The 15,936-nt window shown below is 65.5% G+C and carries 11 protein-coding genes; 6 read left to right on the plus strand and 5 right to left on the minus strand.

What is annotated here, in order from left to right; genetic code table 11:
- Positions 1 to 408 precede the first annotated feature (408 nt).
- From mycP to eccCa, 3 genes are read right to left on the minus strand one after another with little or no spacing between them, the layout of a single operon-like run.
- Positions 409 to 1,842, minus strand: a complete 1,434-nt coding sequence (gene mycP / locus I2456_RS18790) for a type VII secretion-associated serine protease mycosin (RefSeq protein ID WP_085074787.1) — start codon at positions 1,840 to 1,842, stop codon at positions 409 to 411.
- Entirely contained in the window at positions 1,839 to 3,323 is a 1,485-nt protein-coding gene (gene eccD, locus I2456_RS18795; RefSeq protein WP_085074788.1) for a type VII secretion integral membrane protein EccD, read from the minus strand. The genes mycP and eccD (I2456_RS18795) overlap by 4 nt, the downstream gene beginning before the upstream one ends.
- Positions 3,320 to 7,336, minus strand: coding sequence for a type VII secretion protein EccCa (gene eccCa / locus I2456_RS18800; RefSeq protein WP_085074789.1), 4,017 nt, complete (start codon positions 7,334 to 7,336; stop codon positions 3,320 to 3,322). The genes eccD (I2456_RS18795) and eccCa overlap by 4 nt, the downstream gene beginning before the upstream one ends.
- Positions 7,337 to 7,434: 98 nt before the next feature.
- Here eccCa and eccD (I2456_RS18805) point away from each other — a divergent pair, with 98 nt between their 5' ends.
- On the plus strand, positions 7,435 to 8,952 hold the full coding sequence (eccD, locus tag I2456_RS18805; protein WP_085074790.1) for a type VII secretion integral membrane protein EccD: 1,518 nt from the start codon (positions 7,435 to 7,437) through the stop codon (positions 8,950 to 8,952).
- 9 nt (positions 8,953 to 8,961) lie between these two features.
- Here the strand turns inward: eccD (I2456_RS18805) and eccB are convergent, their stop codons facing one another.
- Positions 8,962 to 10,455: a type VII secretion protein EccB gene (gene eccB / locus I2456_RS18810; protein WP_241007758.1), complete on the minus strand. Its 1,494-nt coding sequence runs from the start codon at positions 10,453 to 10,455 to the stop codon at positions 8,962 to 8,964.
- 121 nt (positions 10,456 to 10,576) lie between these two features.
- Here eccB and eccE point away from each other — a divergent pair, with 121 nt between their 5' ends.
- Complete coding sequence (gene eccE, locus I2456_RS18815; protein ID WP_241007759.1) at positions 10,577 to 12,292, plus strand: type VII secretion protein EccE; 1,716 nt, start codon at positions 10,577 to 10,579, stop codon at positions 12,290 to 12,292.
- Between the two features lie 84 nt (positions 12,293 to 12,376).
- Entirely contained in the window at positions 12,377 to 13,168 is a 792-nt protein-coding gene (locus I2456_RS18820; protein ID WP_139823234.1) for a DUF5336 domain-containing protein, read from the plus strand.
- Here I2456_RS18820 and I2456_RS18825 read toward each other — a convergent pair.
- Positions 13,161 to 14,297, minus strand: a complete 1,137-nt coding sequence (locus tag I2456_RS18825; RefSeq protein ID WP_131811313.1) for an FHA domain-containing protein — start codon at positions 14,295 to 14,297, stop codon at positions 13,161 to 13,163. The two genes, I2456_RS18820 and I2456_RS18825, sit on opposite strands and share 8 nt — an antisense overlap.
- 365 nt (positions 14,298 to 14,662) lie before the next feature.
- Between I2456_RS18825 and I2456_RS18830 the strand changes: the two genes are divergently transcribed.
- The 3 genes from I2456_RS18830 to I2456_RS18840 are packed head-to-tail and all read left to right on the plus strand — an operon-like array spanning position 14,663 to position 15,896.
- Entirely contained in the window at positions 14,663 to 14,980 is a 318-nt protein-coding gene (locus tag I2456_RS18830) for a WhiB family transcriptional regulator (RefSeq protein WP_068032687.1), read from the plus strand.
- Positions 14,981 to 15,038: 58 nt separating this feature from the next.
- Positions 15,039 to 15,560 carry a YbaB/EbfC family nucleoid-associated protein gene (locus I2456_RS18835; protein ID WP_139823235.1) on the plus strand — a complete coding sequence of 174 codons (522 nt, stop codon included), beginning with the start codon at positions 15,039 to 15,041 and terminating at the stop codon, positions 15,558 to 15,560.
- 42 nt (positions 15,561 to 15,602) lie between these two features.
- Positions 15,603 to 15,896: a hypothetical protein gene (locus tag I2456_RS18840; RefSeq protein ID WP_068155867.1), complete on the plus strand. Its 294-nt coding sequence runs from the start codon at positions 15,603 to 15,605 to the stop codon at positions 15,894 to 15,896.
- The last annotated feature ends 40 nt before the right edge of the window (positions 15,897 to 15,936 follow it).

Here is a 15,936-nt window from a genome sequence, read left to right on the forward strand (position 1 = left end):
GATCCAAGTTCTGCAGACGCTTGACGCGGTCGTATCCCACCGCTACCCGTCTGGGTCGAATCTGCCCGGTGACCTCCGGTGCCGACTCCGGGGTGTCGTGCGATTCGGCCCGCGGTTCTACCGCGCTGTTCTGCGCCGCGGCGGACTCCGTAGAGCCGCCATCAGATGCGGATGGATGCGGCTCGGTGACTTCTTCATCAGGCTTCTCATGGGAAACCGGCGTCGCGTCGTCATGCCGCTTTCCCCGGCCAAGGTGGACCCGCCGCCGCTTCGTTTCGGCGGGTAACCAGGGCGGACGAGCCAGCGATCCACGCTCGCCATCGGCCGGTGTGTGCTTCGGCATCGCCCTCCCTTCCAGGTCGCCGAGTGCGCTTGACGCCGTCTTCAATGGTACGTAGCGCCAAACGCTTAATTTCCAGTCGAATCCTGCAGCAGGTCGGCCTCAGCGGCATCGGACGTACGGGCCTCCCGTCGTCGTCTGGCCACCGAAAATGCCCCCGCCACGCCCGCCAGCGCGATGGCACCGGCGGTGGTCGAGAGCACGATGATGCGGGCGCGCTGGCTGCGCGGATCGACATGCGGACGTCCGGCGATCCGGGCTCCGGCATCGGGGTTGGACACCTGGTCGGCCGGCGGTAGGCGGTAGGTCAGGGCGGCGACCGGGTCGATTACGCCATATCCGGTCGCTTCGTTGGGTCCCGCGCCCGGCGTGTGGGCGGTCCGCTTGATCAGATCCATCACCTGACCGGCGGTCAACTCGGGGAATCGGGATCGGATCAGGGCCACCACGCCGGATACGAAGGGGGCGGCAAAGCTGGTGCCGTTGATGGGCGCCAGCCCCTGTTGGCTCATGACGGCGTTGATCAGGCCAGGACCGTTCGAATCGAGTGAGGTGATGCGCTCCCCAGGCGCGGCGACGCCGACCCACGGTCCGTGCAGGCTGAAGTCGGCGGGCTCTCCGGCGGCCGTCAGCGCGCCGACGGTCAATACGTAGTCGTTGAACCAGGCGGGGCTGGCGATGGTCCGTACCGACTCCCAACCGCTTCGCAGCGGCATGTTCGGGTCAGGCATGGCGTTCTGTGTCTTGCACAGCCCCTGGTTGTTGAAGTTTCCCGCCGCGGCCACCACCACGACGTTGTGTTCGAAGGCGTAGCGAACCGCCCGCCCCAGTTGCGCATCGTCGAGTCCGGCCCCGACCGGGCTGCATGCCACCTCGGATAGGTTGATCACGGTGGCGCCCATGCCGACCGCGCGAGTGATCGCGTACGCCAGCGTCAGGGTGTTGCCGTATCCCGGCGACGTCGCATTGGGGTCGTTGTTCTGTACCGAGCCGCCCTCTTTGACGCCGTACACGGTGCTGTTCTGTCGGATCGAGAGAATGGACGCCTCCGGCGCTACGCCAGCGAAACCGTCGGCCTGGCTGGGCGCGCCGGCGATGATGCCGGCAACCAACGTTCCGTGGGCGTCGCAGTCCTGCAGACCGTCGGTGTTCGACACGTAGTCACCGCCGCCTTCCAACGCCGGAAGCCGGGGGTTGCGGTTGACGCCGGTGTCGATGACCGCGACTTTTTGTCCGGCTCCCCGCGAGAACCGCCACGCATTCGGGTAACCGAGCATCGCTTCGGCGCTCGTCTGCAAAGTGAAATCGCTTTGCGGTAACACCCCGGTCGGAACACCACAGATCGCCTTGAGATCGGTCGGCTCGATGGGGCCCAGCGGCCCGTTCGGCGGAGGACCGGGTTCAACGACCGGTGGCCCAATCGCCCCGGCTTGAGCTGGCGAGAACATCACCCCCAACAGGAATGCAGCCAGTAACGCAGCAACCCGTCGGCCACCGTTCATGACAGGCCCAGTCGCTGGTACACGCCGAGGACCCACAGTGCCAGCGGTAGCAGCGACCCGACGGCCACGTACTCGCAGTAGGCAAGCAGCGTCGCCAGGCGCCCAGACGCCCGACCTCCAGCTTGAGCCAACCCCGCCGTCGCAGCGCCAATCGCGACGGCGAGCAGGATTCCCAGGGCAGCCACCGGCATCGGGTTGACCCCGCGCTGAGCCAGCACGCAAGTGCCCACCACAATCGCGAGGCCCGGCACCGCCACCGCGCCACGCTCAAACCAGGTGTCGAGCCTCCTGGTTTGGATCGCCAAGACGGCGGCGCAGGCCAACGCCAGGGCGAACAGCGGCCACCGCACGGGAGCGCGACCACCGAGGAGCAGCGTGACACTGACCGCCACGGCTGCGGCCAACCCGGACAACAGGGCTGCCCGCGTAATGGCCGCCGACTTCGCCTTGGCCCAAACGGCTTCCGCGGTCGGCATCGCCACGCCCGAATGGTCTTCGTGTTTCTTGCTCGCCGTTGGCTGGAACGGATTATCGAAATCCCAACCGTCGCGCTTGGGTTCAGCCTGGACGGTCGGTGTCTTGAATCGCCCGAGCCGAGCGGTCAGTCTCGGTACCAGGAGCGAGAGCAACGTCGCGAACACCGCCAGGCTCACGAATACCACGTCGGCGCGCAGGTGCAACCCACGGCACAGGATCGCGACCCCTACCAGACCGAACAGCAGCGCGCTGGCTAGATACGCCCAGTGTCCAGTTCCGATCACCCAGTCGTAGACGAGACACAGCACCAACACCGCACCGCACGCGGCGGCCAGGCCGTAGTCGCCGTAGCCCGCGAGGACCGTGCACGCGTTCCCGGCGGTAAGCGGGATCGCCGCCCATCCCAGCCACGCGGCGACGTCGTCAAGCCGATACGACCGGTGGGCCATCGCAGCACCGCCGACAAGCGTCAACACGACCGCACCGGCAAGCCCGACGATCACCCAGTGGTTCGTAGCCTCGGCCCGGCCTACCACGCAGTACACCATCGCGAGCGCGGCCAGGTGGACCGCGACGAATGCCATCCAGCGCGCCGAGACCGCGCCCCAGGCGGCGTGTGCCGCCTTGTTCAGCCGTCCCACGGCGTCGACCACGTCGTCGTACAGGGTCGGCGGCGACAACGCCCGCTCAGCTGACAGGCGCAGCAGTTCGCCACTGGTTATTTCGGCCTCGCGCAGCGTTTGGTCCGGCCGCAGGACAGTACCGGTGTCGAATCGGCTGAGCACCCAGAAACTGCGCCGGTCGTCCTTGCTCGACGCGTCGTCGTCAACGCCGGTGTGGCGGGAGCGGACGAGCCGGGCCAGATCCGCGATGAATCCCGAGACCGGGACATCCAGCGGCAGCGCGATGTCCAACTGCGTCCGGCCGCCGAACACCGACACCCGAATCTGCTCGGGCGCCGGCGACACCACATGCGTGCGGCGAAGTTCGCTGACCCCTGTCACAGGTCCGCCATCTTCGAAAGCTGGATCACTCCGCTCTTTGCGGTGCGGGAGATCAACATCCCTCGCCCAGGGGGCATCTCGGTCGCCTTATAACCGAAGAACGCACCTTCGTCCTTGGTTCCGCTCATCACCAGCGCATTGCACGATAAGTCTTTCAGGCGCCCCATGAACTGGTCCATCATGGCGCGCTGAGCGCCGCCGATTCGACGGGTGACGATGACCCGCAAGCCGATATCGCGTGCCTGCGGAAGGTATTCGACCAGGGGCCCGAGCGGATGGGTCAGGGAACCGCCGGCGATCAGGTCGTAGTCGTCGATCATGACGAACAAGTCAGGACCCGACCACCACGACCGGTCCTTGAGCTGTTGCTGAGTGATATCGCTGGGCGGCAACCGATCCCGCAATGACGCGGCCAGTGCGGTCATCAACTCGGTGCACGACTGCGATCCGGTGGCATAGCCCCCTAAGTATTCGTTGGCCACGACGCCGAGCATGGAGCGACGGAAGTCGATCAGAATGATCTTGCATTCTTCGGGTGTCGCGTTCTCCATCAAGCCGGCAGCAATATTGCGCAGCAGTCCCGTTTTGCCGCATTCCGCCTCACCGATCGCCAGCAGATGCGGTTGGGCGTCGAAATCCATTACCACCGGCATCAGTTCGGCTTCGTTGATGCCAATTGCGAACCGTGACTTACTGAGCATCCCGGCCGACCGCGCCGCGCGCACCACGGCGGCGCGGTCCAACCTGTGCGGCAACATCCGCACCCGCGGGGACTGCCGTTTGCCGTAATGAGCCCGCACCGCCTCCACCGACGCGGCCACGCCCTCGGGCAGATCTTCCACGCCAGAACTGGAATCCAACCGCGGCAAGGCGATCAGCAAGTGCAGGCGCTGATGCGTCATCCCTCGCCCGGGCCGACCGACCGGCACCAGCTCGGCGAACTTGCGGCCCACGTCGCTGTCGAGCGAATCACCCAGCTTCAACTCGATGCGGGTGCCGAGCATGTCCTTGACCGCGGGGCGCATCTCCATCCACCGCGACGCCGATACAACCAAGTGCACGCCGTAGGAAAGACCTTGAATGGCAAGCGCATTCAGCGTCTGCTCCAAGACCTCGAAATCGCTGCGGATCGAAGCCCAGCCGTCGATCACCAGGAAGACGTCGCCGAACTTGTCTCGGCTCAACGGATCCTGTGCGGCGACCTCGGGAGGCAACGTCGCCAGGTGCGCCTTTCGCTGGCGGAAGTCGCGCATCGACTCGATGCCCAGATCACGGAACCGCAGCTCGCGGGATCGCAGGACGCCGGACACTTCGGCCACGGTGCGCCGGATGGCGTCGGCGTCCATGCGGCCGGCCACTCCCCCGACGTGCGGAAGGTTGGCCAGGCTGGACAGGGTGCCGCCGCCGAAATCCAGACAGAAGAACTGCACCTGCTCGGGGGTGTGCGTGGCCGCCGCCGACATGATCAGGGTCCGCAGGGCCGTCGATTTGCCCGACTGCGGTCCGCCGACCACGGCGACATTGCCTTGTGCGCCGGACAAATCGACCATCAGCACGTCCCGGCGCTGATCGTAGGGTCGGTCCACGACACCCATCGGCAACAACAATCGACCGTCCAGATTCTCCCGAGCGTTCCAGGTCGGATCGGGCAACAGTTGGTTGATCGCCGGGCTTTTGTCCAGCGGCGGCAGCCACACTTCGTGAGCCGGTCGGCCGTGGCCTCGGAGACGTGACACCACCACATCGAGCAACGTCGTCTTCGTCGGCGAGGGAGCGCTTTGTGCCACCACATCTTCGGTGGCCTTGGCCGTCGCGACCTCGTCCCTCTTCACCGGGGTGGCGGTGAACAATTTGGGGGCCAGCGCACCGAGTTGCTTGTTTCTGCCGCTCTGCGCCGCCCGGCGAGGCCGCACGTACTCCCCTGACACGTACGACGTGTTGAACCGGATCGGTTCACTGGCATCGCATTTGAGGAACGCCGAACCCGGCACGCTGGGCAGGTGGTAGGCATCGGGTACGCCCAGCACGCTGCGCGACTCGCCGGCGGAGAACGTCTTGAGCCCAATGCGGTAGGACAGGTGGGAGTCCAGCCCGCGCAACTTGCCTTCCTCCAGGCGCTGGGACGCGAGCAGCAAGTGAACGTGCAGCGACCGGCCCAGACGACCGATCATCACGAATAATTCCGCGAAATCCGGCTTCTGCGAAAGTAATTCGGAGAACTCGTCGACGATGATGAACAACGCCGGGAGTGGGTCGAGTTCGGCGCCGTTGGCGCGGGCGCGCTCGTACTCGTTGACGTTGGGGAAATTGCCGGCCGCCCGCAGCAGTTCTTGACGCCGGTTCAGCTCACCGGCCAGTGCGTCGCGCATGCGGTCCACCAGAATCAGCTCGTCTTCGAGGTTGGTGATGATCGCCGCGATGTGCGGGACTCCCTCGAGTCCCAGAAACGTTGCACCACCTTTGAAGTCGACCAGCACCATGTTCAACACATCCGGCGAGTGCGACGTCACCATCGACAGGACCAGCGTGCGCAGGAACTCCGACTTGCCGGAGCCGGTGGCGCCGATGCAAAGGCCGTGCGGACCCATGCCGGACTCCGCGGATTCCTTGATGTCCAGCTCGAGCGGCTGACCGTTGGGCGTGTACCCGATCGGCACCCGCAACCGTTCCCGCGGCGAACGCTTCCGCCACACTTGCTCGGGAACGATCTCGGCGGCGTCGGGAATTTTCAACAACGCCATCAACCCCGGGTCGGTTGCGCGTGAGTCGGCTTCCAGGCTGACGAAGTGCGCGGCACTGGCCAGGCGGTAGCGGCCGATGCGGCGAGCGGTCGCCTCGGCCTCGGCGACGGTGATGGTGTCCGGGGTAGCGAACCGCTCGACACCGACGGCGGTCCGCGCCCCCACGTCGTCGCCTTCCACCACCAGCCGCAGGCCGCGTCGGGTCGCCGCCGCGTCGGATCCGGTGAGGTCCAACAGCGTCAGGCTGTCCAATCCGGCGTCGGTGACCAGCCGCTCGACTCCGGTGATGTAGCCGTCGTCGATCACCACGACCAACTGTTTGAGACCCTTTGTCGGTTCGGCGTTGCGACTGAACCGGCCGCGCTCACCCAGGTCCGTGGCCAGCGACCGCTCCAGCAGTTCCAGGCTAAGGAACAGCAGACGCATCGAACCCATTCCGTCGCGGGCGGTGGGATGCTGGGCTTGCGGCAACCACTTCACCCAGCTCCAGTTCTCCCCGTCGGGATTGGCGGTCACCACCGCCACCTGCACATGGTCGGGTCCATGAAAGGTGCACAGCTCGAGCACCATCGACCGCACCAACTGGCGCGCCAACTTGCGGTCACCCTCGAAGGTGATCGCCGGAAAGGCCCGCAGTGACACCGCGGTAGGCAGGGCGTGTACGACGGAATGCGTCTTGACAAAGCGCCGCAACGCCACCGTCGAGACCGGTTCCAGATCTTCGGGCGGCCCGGTCTCGGGCGCCAACAGGCGGGTGGCCAGTCGGTGAGTCCCGATGCCCACCCGGACATGACAGAAGTCGTTGTCGCTGGGGCGCCTTTCCCACATCCGGCGGGTGCCCACCACGTCGGCCAGCGCCCGCGGGTCGGGGTGGCTCCATTCCAGCGCTGTGCGCTGGCCTTCGCCGGTCATGTCGGCGTCGTCGCGCAAGTTCGCCAGGTAGCTGAAGTAGTCCTTGCGTTCCTCGTTGAGCTCGGCGGCCGCCTTACCGGACCTGCCGCCACCGCCCATGAACATGCCGGCCATTGACATGACCATCATCATCGGGAAGATCAGAAACATCGGGTTGCGCGTCAGATCCCGTCCTCCGACGGTCACCATCAAGGCGATCATCCCGATGACCGCAACGATCATCACGAACGGCATCAACTTCATCAACAAGTTGCCCGGAATCACCCGCGGCACCTCAGGTGGCGGTTGCAGGTTGACTTCACCGCCCGGCATCCGCGGCGGCGATACCCGCAGGCGGCGCACAAAACCCTGCGTACTCAACCGCTCATTCCCCGCAACTCCAAACAGGCGACTAATTGGGCCTGGATGCCTGGGTAATGTCACCAGCGAATGACACAACCCGCAGGAGGCCGACAGCGTTGACTCTACCGCCGTCGCTATCGGAATTAGACGCCGAATCCGAGGCCGAGCCCGTACTCAGCCGCGTCACGTTGGTCGTCGGCGGCTTGCGCCTTGACGTCGGTCTGCCGGCCAACACCAGCATCGCCGCCTTCATCGACGACGTCATCGACATCGCCAACGAGCAACTCGCGACACATCCGGCGGCCGAGCAGGGCCTCGACGGAGTCGTGTTCGACACCACGGAGGGCAAATGGACCCTGGCTCGACTCGGTGATGAAGCAATCGATCCCACCCGGTCACTGACCGAGGCGGGCATCTTCGACGGGGAACTGCTGACCATCCGCGAGATCGACCAGCCCCTGCGCCCGATGCTGTTCGACGACCTGGAGATCGATTCGGCAGACAGCTCAGAACCAAACGCTTCGGGTGAAACCCGCAGTCACCGTTGGCCTTTGCGGGATGCACGTCAAATCACCTGTTCGATTGTGGGTTTGGTCGCCACCGTGAGCGCCGCGTTCCTGCTACCCCGGCATGCCACCGAGATGTACGTGCCCGCAACCGTACTCGGTGTCGGGGTGGTGGCCGTGATCATCGCGTGCGTGATAGCGCACCGGACGGCGGGTGCGCGCCGCTCGGAATGGGTCGCCGCGACAGCCATGCCACTGATCTTCGGCGGCTCGCTATATGTCGTGCCGGACGCTTTCGGCACGAAGTCGCTGCCGATGGCGTTTGGCCTGACGGGCTTGGCGTCGTTGCTCGTGCTGCTGGTGACCGGCCGCGGTCGAGCCTTGCACACGGCTGTGATCGCGCTGGCGGTGTTCGGCGGCATCGCCGCGACGGTCGAGCTGCTGTGGCATCCGCCGGAACGCGCCGTCGGAGCGGTACTGGCAACCGTGTCGGTGATGATCGTCTATCTGTCTCCGCGCGTGACGATTCTGCTGGCGAAGTTGCCCGTGCCCCGGGTCCCGACGGCGGGCGAACCGCTCGACGACATCGAAACCCAAGGCGGCACCACTGTCGAGGGCGTGAACGCCGTTGGTAAGCAGGTCATCCCTACCGAGGAAGGCATGATCGTGCGCGTTCGTCGGGCAAGCCAGTACCTGACAGGCATGCTGGTGGCGGCCGCGATCACCGCAACGGTGGGTTGCTTCCTGGCGTTCGATGTCAGCGGTGGATTCTATTGGCAGGGCGCGGCTTTCGCGATCGCGGTAGCCACGGTGCTGTGCCTGCGCGGCCGCAGCCATCATGATCTGGTGCAGTCGGCCACTTTGATCGCGGCCGGGTTGGCCATCGCGGTGTTGTCCATCGCCAAGATGGCGGTGGGACTGGACGATTGGGAGTTCTACGCGACGCTGGCGCTGGTAGTCCTGATGCTCTTGGCCATCGCATGCGGCGTCATTGCCACGCGACTGGAGTTCTCTCCGGTGATGCGCCGGCAGGTCGAGATCCTGGAGTACATCGCGATCGTGACGGTTTTTCCGCTGTGCTGCTGGATTGTGCGCCTTTACGCGGTGTTTCGTGAGCTGCGGCTTTGAGGCCAGCGGTCAGGATTTGGGTGGTTCCACTTTGGATCCGCGCGGATCAGCGCCCATCCCGTCGTGCGCGACCAACGCCGCTTCCTGGGACAGCTCCGGCCCCGCAGGCAATAAGGACAGCACCGGCCACGGAGCGAATTGCGGGATGTCTGCGTCCAGGCGCGGATCGTGCACGCCGGTGACGCCCAGCGCTGCGGCGGTGGGCAGATCCTTGATGTGGTAACGCACCCCGGTATCTGATACGTAGAACAGCTGTCCCATCGCCCGGCTGTCGGCTTCGCCGCCGGTGGCTTGGACATACTCGCCGGTGCCTGGTTTGAGATACACCGAGTCGACGCCGGGCCCGTTGCCGTCGCCGGTGGCCAGATTGACCGGCTGCGCCCCGTCAGGCAGCGGAAGGCGGTGCCCCACCAACAATCGGATCGTCGCTTGTGCTGCGCTGTTACCGCGTTCCCAAGCCATGCACACGACCCGATCCGGCTCGGCGTTGACGACTTGTGGCGACACGCTCGGGTAGTGATCGACCGGCAAACTGTGCACGATGGGGACTCGGCTGACCAGTGAGGGCGACACCTCGCGAGATCCTTGCGCCGCAGCGTCATTGGGGTTGCTGTAGCGGATGATGTCGGCAGTGGCCGAGGAGACCGGTTGCAGCCCGTTGGGCAGCACCACGTAGAGCTGTTCACCCCGGGAGTCGACGGTCTTGACGATCGAGCCGACGGGGTAGGCCGAGAAGATCGGGTTGACGGCACCTGCCGCATCGATGGTCACCGAACGGATCGGAGGGACCAGTGGCAGCGCGTTGAGCAGTGCGGCCGAGACCGGACGTGGCTGCGCATTCTGCAGATGCAAAGCATCCACGACCGCCGCGTCGGCGGGATCGATCAGCGCCCGCTTTCCGTCGTAGACCAGATAGACCGAATCACCCGACCGCACCAGCAGCATTTGCGCCGGACCCGCGGCCCGGATGTCGTCGTTCAAGACCAAATCACCGGCTATGACCGTGGTCTGGACGCTGGCCACTCCGATGCTCTTGGTGACGTCGGGCGTCGCGACGGTGTCACACACTGTCCAGCCCGACGTGCGCATGTCGGCGCCTGCACGAATGCTGGTCGGTGCGCCGATGATTCCGATCATCGGGCCGCGCGGCATCTGATTGAGCCACTTGTCGCTGACCGCCTTGGGGGTATCGGGCTTACCGGTGATCATCCGGGCAGAAGTGAGATTGAGCACCGGATGCAACTGATCGCCGATACGCACGTACAGGCCGCCGTTGGAGCTGCTGAGCAGGATCTGCGCGTTACCGATGTTGGGCGACGGCTTGAAGAAGGCAAGCACGCCGCATGCCCCAGTGATGAGGACGGCTATCACCAAGCCGACCAACAGCGACCGGATCTGCCCACGCATCGGGTCGTGAATCATCCGGGAATCAGCGCGAATCAGTGCGTGTTCGAGCCGCCGGATCAAGAACCGATAGCCATTGACTTGCGCACGCGTGGTCACTTGCGCCGGCATCACCACCCCCCATCAGCGTCGGGCAAGCACCGAGCTTCGGTAGCGTATAACAGCGTCTCGGGCAAAAGGCGCACGAATTTGCCGTCCCGGCTGTGGTAGGAATCGGACTGTGCCGCGCCGTCCAGCGAAGTCCCCGATCCGGGGCGCACCATCGGAGCCGAACGCGTTGCGGTCGACGATGGATATCCGCGCGCAGCGCCTGCTGCCGCTGGTCGACTTGCTGGTCCTGCAACTGCTCGTCGCCGTCGGCACCCTCATCGCGCCGCTGTGGGACTTTCCCGGTTGGCAGGGCAGCGCGGCGGGACTCGCGGTGGCCCTGATCTTGGTGATCCCGGTGCGAGGCATGACGCTGCCGCGGCTGATCGCTCTGCGCGTGGGTTTTTGGAGACAACGCCGCAAACGAACCCGAACGAAGACGTTCGCCGACCCCTTCGACGTACCCATGGCAGACGGCGCACTCATCGGTTTCCGTTGGGATGGAAGCACTTTGATGTCGTTGCTGCAGATCGAAGAGAATCCGCAGGCGATGACGATCATGGAGCCCGGCGTGACGGTGTCCGGGGAGACCGTGCCCGTGCAGGCTCTGGTGGAATGTCTTCGGCAGTTCGACATCACGTTGGATTCGATCGACGTCGTCAGTCAGGGCGCGCGCTCCCAAGGCCACAGTCAGGTGGCCGCGGTCTACGACGCGGTGCTGGGTCCACTGCCGGCCATCGCCCAGCGCAACGTGTGGATCGCAGTGCGCTTCGACCCGTCCCGGTGTGCGGACGCGGTGCGCCGCCGCGGCGGCGGGCGCGACGGCATCCTGCGCGCAGCGACCACGGCGACCCGCCGGGTCGCCAACCGGCTCACCGAGGGCGGCTTGCGTACCCGGGTCCTGACAGCGAGCGAGATCGGCCAGGCAACAAACCAGCTGACCGATGGGGTGGACTTCACCACCGTCGAGGAGACCTGGCGGACCTGCCGCGAAGGCCGCTTCCGGTTGCGCAGCTTCGCAATCAAACCGGGCATGTTGACGACCGCGGGACTGGGACTGCTGTGGACCATCCCCAGCTACTCCACTACGGTGTGCCTGACGTTGCGCCGCGACCGTCCGCGCGGACCGATCCAGATTCGCGGGTTGGCCCGCTTCGACACCCATGGGCGGGCCCGGATTCATCTGCGCGGTCTCACCCACCTGCGTGGACAGCAATACTCCGCGTTGGCCGCCACGCTGCCCGTGCCGCCTCCGTCTCGACCAGTGGACCATTGGGCGTTTACCACCGCTGATGCCCAGGGCGACAAGGCTTTGCAGCACCTCGAGGTGCCGGCGTCTGGTTGTGGGCAGGTCATCGGTGCCGACGACCACGGGCGCGCGGTGGCGTTGTCGTTGTTCGGGCCGCAGATCCGCCGGGTGGAGATTGCCGGCACATTGCACCTGGCCCAACAGGTGGTGCTGCGGTCCCTGGCCCTTGGGGCCCATGTGCTCGTCCACAGTCGCCGGCCAAACATGTGGCGCACCATGGTCGACGAGGTGGAAGACCATGACCTGTTGTGGGTGACCGATTTCAACCGGGGGTCCATGCAGGCCGGATCGGACCGCAATTACTCGGTCGAGATGTTCGACGGCGTCGCCGAGCAATCGGTGCGAGTCGGCGTGACCGCTATCGTCGTCGTCCCGCCGAACTCGCCCACCACCGCCAACGCCGATGTCGCGCTGGAGCTGCTCGACGTCGACACCGACACCGTCAAAGTAAGCACGCGCGCCGGATCGTCGGTGGTCACCATGGTCGCCACGGACGAGGAAATGCGCTATCTGAAGGCGTCCTTCGCGGCTGAAAAGTAGAGCTCATCGGTGCTCATTTGGCGGGATGGGGTGCGCTAGCGTGAGACCAGGTCACCCCGTTCGGGGCGGTTCAAAGGAGTGATCATGTCCTACCCGTCCAATTTTCCGGGCAGCTACCCGGTAGAACAGCCCAGCGGCTACGGCAGCTATGCGCAGTGGTCGGCGGAGTCCGAAGATGGCCCACGTGTGTCGCATCGCCACTTGACCGTGGTCGTCGTGCTCTTGGGGTTGTGTTCTTATCTGGTCAGCTTCGGACCGATGCTCAACATGCCGGGGCTGGGGTGGGAGGTCAGGTTCGCCGTCCTGGCGAGTTTGCTTGCGGCATTTGCGCTTTGGGCCAAGCAGCCGCCGGCAGGGATCGTCGTGGCCGCGCTCGCCGCGCTGGGCTTTCTTGATGCGCTCGCCAGTCTCATTACCGCCCCAGACGGTAGCCAACCCGGTTGGGCGCTCTGGGTCATCGTGGTAGTCAACGCGTTACAAGCACTTGTTGCGATCGCGGCACTGCGGGCAAAGCCGGTTGTCGTCGACGAGCAGAAGGCGTGGTACGCGGCGTACGCCGAGCAGTATGCGCAGGTTGCCGCGCAGTATTACGGTCAGTACCACGAGGCCGCGCCCGAATCGGAATACCAGAGCGGAGCCGCTCAAGCCCAACAGGTGCAGCAAGTATCGGCACCGGAGCCAAGGCGGGTGGCGGCCCCCCCGGAGGCCAGTTATGCCGATTTCGTCGGCGACCAGTCGTCCGCGCAGCCCGGTGGTCAAGCAGCACAGATGCATAACGCGCAGCCGTCGGCGGGCCTGCCCAATGTCGGCCAGTCTGCCGGTCCCGCGCAGCAGCAGACCGCGGCCGGCCAGCCCGAGTACCGGACGTCTAGCTGACCGACAGCTGTTCGATCAGCGTCGTAATCGCCCCGGCGACATCGTCGGGAATCGGACGTTCGGCCTCGGCGTCGGCCAGCAGGGCCGGCGGTAGGCCCGCGGCGGCGGCGGCCTCCTCGATGCTGAGTTCGGCGCGGTTCCGCGCGCCGTAGAGCCGCTGACCCAGGGTTGCGTTGGGCGATCGCGCGGCCTGCCTCATCACATCGTTGTAGGCGCGGCGCACGGTGCTCAAAGCCAAGACCACCGACGGCGTTCCCTTCGCGTTGCGGGCCGCGCTGGCCGCCACGTTCTCCAGCTTGCGCAGGTCGGCGAGGATTTTCGTGACCCTCGGTGTGAACGACGGGTCGGAGGGCTCAGGCAGATCTTCCGTGGCTGCGCTGATGGTATGCATAGCCACTTCGACGGCCTCGGCCATCAACGGGGCCCGGACAGTGTCGGTCAATACTTCGGTGGCCTCGTCGACGACGGGCACCTGAGGGGCTGCCCCCGGGACGGTGATGGGCGCGACGGCTGACCCGCTGCGGATGCGGGCGATGGTCCCCGGCGACCATTGCAACGCTTTCTCGAGTTTGGCCAGGGTGCCGCGCCGCGGCCAACTGCGCCCCTTTTCGAAGGCGATCAGGGTGCCGGCGTTGATGATCTTGTCCTTGGCCAAGCCACGCTGCGTGATCTCGAGTTCGTTGCGGCGCGCCGCGACGGCCTGCCCCGCGCGCGCTACGCCCGGGTCGATTTCGGATTCCCACCACTCGTCCTCGTCGGGCTCGGGTAGGTCGATTACCCCGGTCGCTTCGCTGGAGGTGTCGCGTGCGTGGCTGGGCGTGAATGTGACGGGCAAGCCCTCCGGGTTGGCCAGATGGACGGTCGTGGGGTCGGAAACCAGCACCGACTTGCGCCGGACGCCGTCGACATACATCCCGTTCGTGCTGGTGTCGATGGCGTGCCAACCTTCCAGGTGTGGCTCGAGGCGCAGGTGCCAGCGTGAGATCCGCTCATCGGCAAGCCGGACGGTCGCCGAGGCGTCTCGGCCTATGATGGCAACCCCGGCCCGCGGGTCCAGAGTGTGAGTCTCATCGCCAAGTCGAACCATTAGCGCGGGCGGCGAACCAGTCGCCGCCTGGTCAGACGTCACTGCGCTTCTCCCCCGGCTTGGACCCCGAAACTGTCGGGCACGTCGCTACAGCCTTCCTCCGCACTGCGTCCGTCGATGCTACATCTTTCCCACTCCACGCCAGCGTCCGACGCCCAACGCTGGGCTGAGCAGGGGCAAAATCGCGACGCGGTGACCGGCTAACCGCGATTTCTCCCCACAAGGCGCCTTGAAGAGTAATAATCCGACCAGACATCCGCCACAACTCTCTTGTAGTACATGTGTTGAACATAGCAAGGAGTCAGCAAAAGATGTAGCAGCTACGGTTTAGCTGTTGCAGACGTGCTAGTTTTGTGGTTATGTCGTCGCATCGGCGGCGCAAACGCGCCCGACGAGGAGGGAAAGCGATGACCGCAGCACTATTGCCGCTGTCCAGACCGCTGGACGAATACGTTCCGATGTGCACCGTCGATCCAGAACGGTGGACGACTACCGAGCCTGACGACGAAGCCAAGGCGTTATGCCAGATGTGTCCCCGGCGGGCGTTGTGCGCACGCGAGGCCTACCAGGATCCGAACGTGGAGGGCCTGTGGGCGGGAGTCGTGATCCCGGAATCGGGGCGCCCGCGCGAGTTCGCCCTGCGCCGACTGCGGGCACTGGCCGAACGGGGCGGCTACCCGGTGGCCCCACGTCGTCGCGGCCGGCCCCGCGGTAGCCGCAACTAGTGCATATTTGTGTGGCCGTAACGCCGTAAACTATCCGGACAGCTACGGAGATTCAGCAGTGGGGGAAGTCGTGAGCGGTTTTGGCGGCGTGTCCGGCGACTCCGGTGACGTCGACATCGACCAGTTGCTGTCTGGTTTCGATGATTTCCGCTCCGCGGTGGCGCGGTCCGCGCAGCAAATGGCGATCGAGACCACGGATGCATGGTCGAAGAATGACCTGGTTCATGTGTGGGTCAACGCACGCGGCGTCGTAGTGCAGGTCGAATTCGACGACACACTTCTGGCCGATGCCACGGGTACCCAAGCCGGCGCTGCGGTCGTGGAAGCCGCGCAGTTGGCAGCGGCCAAGATGCGCGCCAGGACTGATTCCTTCCAGGCAGGCTTGTGGCAGCAGGTGTCTCAATTCGGGGTTCCGCCGCTGACCGACGTGGCGGAATTCAAGGACCTGCAACCGGAAGTGCCGTTGTCAGCGCCTGATTCACGGGAACGTCATGCCGCCGCAGCAGCACTGGACACCCAAGCCACCGACGGCTTCGCCAATCACGATCCCCAGGATTGGCGCCTCACAATCCGCGATTAGAGAACCCGAGGCCGGCTCGTCGAGCAGGTGAGGAGAGAAAGCATGGCAGAACAATTCGAATACGACGACGGCACCGCGCGAGCGGCCGCCAGCCAGTTCGACGAACTAGGAAGCTCGCTCACGTCGTTGATCAACGGTTTGCACGCGGAATTGTCCGGCGACTCGCCGTGGTCCCACGACAAGATCGGATCGGCCTTCGCCTCGAAGTTCGATCCAGACCGTTCGCAGGTGATCACCAACGCGGGTGATTACGCCAAGGCCGTGGAAAGCGTCGCGCCCGCGCTCACCGACGCGTCCAACAGCATCATTGCTCAGGACGGCGGCGTCGCTGGCTAGCCGCGCCTGGGTTCGGAGTCGTCACCCGGTATTTGGCGCG

Origin of the sequence: Mycobacterium kubicae, assembly GCF_015689175.1 — a bacterium.
GTDB classification, from domain to species: Bacteria; Actinomycetota; Actinomycetes; order Mycobacteriales; family Mycobacteriaceae; genus Mycobacterium; species Mycobacterium kubicae.

Bases quoted from the DNA above. Each gene is read 5' to 3' on its own strand.
- I2456_RS18840 (WP_068155867.1), top strand. From the start codon at position 15,603: ATGGCAGAACAATTCGAATACGACGACGGCACCGCGCGAGCGGCCGCC.
- mycP (WP_085074787.1), bottom strand. From the start codon at position 1,842: ATGAACGGTGGCCGACGGGTTGCTGCGTTACTGGCTGCATTCCTGTTG.
- I2456_RS18830 (WP_068032687.1), top strand. From the start codon at position 14,663: ATGACCGCAGCACTATTGCCGCTGTCCAGACCGCTGGACGAATACGTT.
- I2456_RS18820 (WP_139823234.1), top strand. From the start codon at position 12,377: ATGTCCTACCCGTCCAATTTTCCGGGCAGCTACCCGGTAGAACAGCCC.